The sequence below is a fragment of the Cellulomonas citrea genome (assembly GCF_009829685.1).
GTDB classification, from domain to species: domain Bacteria; phylum Actinomycetota; class Actinomycetes; order Actinomycetales; family Cellulomonadaceae; genus Cellulomonas; species Cellulomonas citrea.
Genome location: NZ_VWSD01000207.1, coordinates 1 through 3,561, shown reverse-complemented (window position 1 = coordinate 3,561; position 3,561 = coordinate 1). Strand labels below are relative to the sequence as shown.

The following is a 3,561-nucleotide window of genomic DNA, read 5'->3' as shown; positions in this document are numbered from 1 at the left end:
CCCGCGCCGGTGCGCCGCGACCAGGGCCGCCAGCACCTGCGGGTCCGGGTCGGGGGCGCCGGTGACCAGTCCGGGGACGACGACGAGGTCGGCGCGTCGGGTCCAGGCCAGGGTGCGCTCGGCGTGCTGGACGGCACCGTCGCCGATCTCGACCGGACCGCGGGCCAGCGCGCAACGGCGCAGCTCCAGGTCGAGCGCGGGCACCTGGAGGTGCGCGGGGCGGAACGCCTCGCAGGCGACGGCCAGGTCGAACATGCGGGCGCCCGGGAGCAGCACGAGCGCGACCCTCAGCACGCCGCCACCCTACTGGCCCGAAGCCATCGCTCGACGTCCTTCCGGCCACTCACGCCGAGGACTCGCCGGGCGCCAGGCTGACGGCATGACGACGCTCCCCGCCCGGTCCGCCCTTCTCCTCGTCGACGTCCAGCGGGGGTTCGACGACCTCGCGTTCTGGGGTCGCCGCAGCAACCCCGGCGCCGAGGCCGCGATCGGCGCGCTCGCCGCGACGTGGGTGGGCACCGGCCGTCCCGTCGTCGTCGTGCAGCACGCCTCGGCACCCGGCCGGCCGCTGGCCGCCGACGCCCCCGGCCATGCGCTCATGGACGTCGTGGCGGACGTGCCCGCCGCGCTGCACGTCACCAAGACCGTGAACTCGGCGTTCTACGGCACCCCCGACCTGCACGCCTGGTTGCAGGCGGCGGGGATCGGGCACCTCGTGGTCGCCGGCATCCAGACCAACATGTGCGTCGAGACCACCGTGCGGATGGCCGGGAACCTCGGCTACCAGGTGCTGCTGCCGCTGGACGCGACGTTCACCTTCGATGCGGCGGGGCCGGACGGGGCGGTGCTCACCGCCGACGAGCTGAGCCGGGCGACCGCCACCAGCCTGCACGCCGGCGGTTTCGCCACGGTGGTGACGACCGAGGAGGTGCTGGCCGCCGCGCGCTGAGCGGCCGCCGCCCGACGGGCCGCCGCCGCGGTCAGCTCTGCTGCGGCAGGGCCTTGGCGTAGCAGACCGAGCTCGGCGCGCAGCGGTAGGCGCCGTACGCCGGCACCGCCAGGTACCCGGCGGCCTCGTAGAGCGCGATCGCCGCAGGTTGCAGCGCACCGGTCTCCAGCACCACCCGGCCGAAGCCGAGCGCGACGGCCCGCGCCTCCAGGGCGCGCAGCACGTCCCACGAGTAGCCGCGGCCGCGGGCGGGCGGTGCCACGTACATCCGCTTGAGCTCGGCGGCGCCCGGGCCCACGTCGCCGGCCAGGTCGGCCGCGTCGCGCAGGGCACCGCAGGCCACCGGGCGACCGTCGAGGCGACCGACCACCATCGCCACGACGTCGGCACCGGTCATGCCGGTGCCCTCGTCAGGTCGGCCGTACAGGGCGGCGAGCTCGGCCTGCTGGGCGTCCCGCAGGGCGCGTGCGGTCGCGTCGTCCCAGTCGACGTCGGTGAGCTCGAAGGGCAACTCAGACCAGCGCGTGCAGCACGGAGGTGAAGAACCGCAGACCGTCGGTGCCGGTGCGCGGGCCCTTGGCGCCGTCCGGGCCGAAACCGGCCTCCACGGCGTGCTCGGGGTGCGGCATGAGCCCCACGACGTTGCCGGCCTCGTTGGTGATGCCGGCGATGTCGTGGCGCGAGCCGTTCGGGTTGACCTCGCGGTAGCGGAACACGACGCGCCCCTCGCCCTCGAGGCGCTCGAGCGTGTCGGCGTCGGCCACGTACTGGCCGTCCTGGTTCTTCAGCGGCACGGTGACGGTGTCGCCGACGGCGAAGTCGCCGGTCCAGGCGGTGCGGTTGTTCTCCACCGTGAGCGCCTGCTCGCGGCAGATGAAGTGCAGGTGGTCGTTCTTGATCATCGAGCCCGGCAGCAGGTGGGCCTCGGTGAGCACCTGGAACCCGTTGCAGATGCCGAGCACCGGCAGCCCCTTGCCCGCGGCCTCGACGATCGACGTCATCACGGGGGCGAACCGGGAGATGGCCCCGGCGCGCAGGTAGTCGCCGTAGGAGAAGCCGCCCGGCAGCACCACGGCGTCCACCCCGTGCAGGTCGGCGTCCGCGTGCCACAGGCTCACCGCGGTGGCCCCGGCCAGCCGGACCGCGCGTGCGGCGTCCCGGTCGTCCAGCGTGCCCGGGAAGGTGACGACGCCGACCTTGGTCACGCGACGACCCCGGTGTCCTCCGCGACCCGGACGACGTCCTCGATCACGGGGTTCGAGAGCATCGTGGTCGCCGCCTCGCGGGCCGCCGCGAGCACGGCCTCGGTGACCGGCCCCTCGACCTCGAGCTCGAACCGCTTGCCCTGCCGGACGCTCGTGAAGCCCTCGATGCCCAGGCGGGGCAGTGCGCGGGCGACGGCCTTGCCCTGCGGGTCGAGGATCTCCGGCTTCGGCATGACGTCGACGACGACACGTCCCACAGTGCTCTCCCGGGGTGCGGCGGGTGGCTGGCGGGGCTGAGTCTACGGCGCGGGCGGCGGGACCCGGGCCCCGGTCTCGTCCGCGGGGGCGGCCTCGTCGTGGTGGTCGGGTGGCACCTGGGCGGTGCGGGCGCCGGGCCACCACCACGTCCACCGACCCGTGAGGACCATGACGGCCGGGCCCAGCACGGTGCGCACGACGGTGGCGTCGACCGCGACGGCGACCGCGAGCCCCACTCCGAACACCTTGATCACCGGGTTGTCGGTGAGGACGAACGAGGCGAAGACCGAGAACATGATGAGCGCGGCGGCGGTGATGATGCGTCCGGTCTCGGCCAGGCCGCGTCGCACCGCCAGCGTGTTGTCCCGGGTCTGCAGCCAGTGCTCGCGGACGGCCGAGAGCAGGAACACCTCGTAGTCCATCGACAGCCCGAAGAGCACCGCGAACAGCATCATCGGGACGTAGGCGTCGATCGCTACCGGCCCGTCCAGGCCGACCAGACCGGCTCCCCAGCCGCGTTCGAACACCGCGGTCACCACGCCGTACGCGGCGGCGACGGAGACCAGGTCCATGGCGGCGGCCTTGAGCGGCACCACCACCGACCGGAACGCGAGCGCCAGCAGCCCCGCGGCTACCAGGACGGTGGCGAGCACCAGCCACGGCAGTCGCTGCGCGATCCGGTCGGACAGGTCCAGTCGGGTCGCGGTCGGACCGCCGACGTGCACCGTGACACCGTCCGGGGCCTCGACGGCCCGCAGCCCGGTGACCACGTCGCCGGTCGCGGGGTCGGCGGCTCCCGTGGCCGGCTGGACCCGGAGCACGGCGGCCGTCCCGTCGGTGGCCAGCGTCGGCTGCGCGACCGAGGTGACGCCCGGCACCGCCGCGAGCGAGTCGGCGACCTCGGTGAGCCGAGGGTCGTGCGCCGAGGTCGCTGCCGGGTCCAGGGCGAGGGCCACCTGCAGGGTGGCGCTCGCCCCGGCGCCCAGCTGGGCGGTCGTCAGGTCGTAGGAGATGCGTCGTTCCGAGCTCAGCGGCCAGTCGGCGTCGCTGCTCTGGCCCAGCGTGAGCCAGACCGCGGGGGCGGCGAGCGCGGCGAGCAGCAGGGTGCTCGCGACGACGGCGGTCCACGGCCGCCGGGCCACGGTGCCG

The 3,561-nt window shown here is 74.8% G+C and carries 5 protein-coding genes and 1 pseudogene; 1 reads left to right on the top strand and 5 read right to left on the bottom strand.

Annotated elements, in window-relative coordinates:
- Window positions 1–294, bottom strand: a pseudogene (locus F2B26_RS15040) (AraC family transcriptional regulator); the annotation flags it as partial.
- 85 nt (window positions 295–379) lie between these two features.
- Here F2B26_RS15040 and F2B26_RS15035 point away from each other — a divergent pair.
- Entirely contained in the window at window positions 380–949 is a 570-nt protein-coding gene (locus F2B26_RS15035) for a cysteine hydrolase family protein (RefSeq protein WP_159810744.1), read from the top strand.
- A gap of 31 nt (window positions 950–980) precedes the next feature.
- Here the strand turns inward: F2B26_RS15035 and F2B26_RS15030 are convergent, their stop codons facing one another.
- The 4 genes from F2B26_RS15030 to F2B26_RS15015 form a co-directional block, all read right to left on the bottom strand.
- Window positions 981–1,460 (bottom strand): GNAT family N-acetyltransferase, encoded by a 480-nt coding sequence (locus F2B26_RS15030; protein ID WP_235929704.1) that lies wholly within the window; start codon window positions 1,458–1,460, stop codon window positions 981–983.
- Window position 1,461: 1 nt separating this feature from the next.
- Entirely contained in the window at window positions 1,462–2,154 is a 693-nt protein-coding gene (gene purQ, locus F2B26_RS15025) for a phosphoribosylformylglycinamidine synthase subunit PurQ (RefSeq protein ID WP_159810742.1), read from the bottom strand.
- On the bottom strand, window positions 2,151–2,411 hold the full coding sequence (gene purS, locus F2B26_RS15020) for a phosphoribosylformylglycinamidine synthase subunit PurS (RefSeq protein WP_159810739.1): 261 nt from the start codon (window positions 2,409–2,411) through the stop codon (window positions 2,151–2,153). Before purS ends, purQ begins: the two co-directional genes overlap by 4 nt.
- A gap of 42 nt (window positions 2,412–2,453) precedes the next feature.
- Window positions 2,454–3,561: MMPL family transporter (locus F2B26_RS15015; protein WP_159810737.1), on the bottom strand; the 1,108-nt coding region annotated here is incomplete at its 5' end.

Coding starts and splice junctions, on each gene's coding strand:
- F2B26_RS15035 (WP_159810744.1), top strand. CDS start 380: ATGACGACGCTCCCCGCCCGGTCCGCCCTTCTCCTCGTCGACGTCCAG.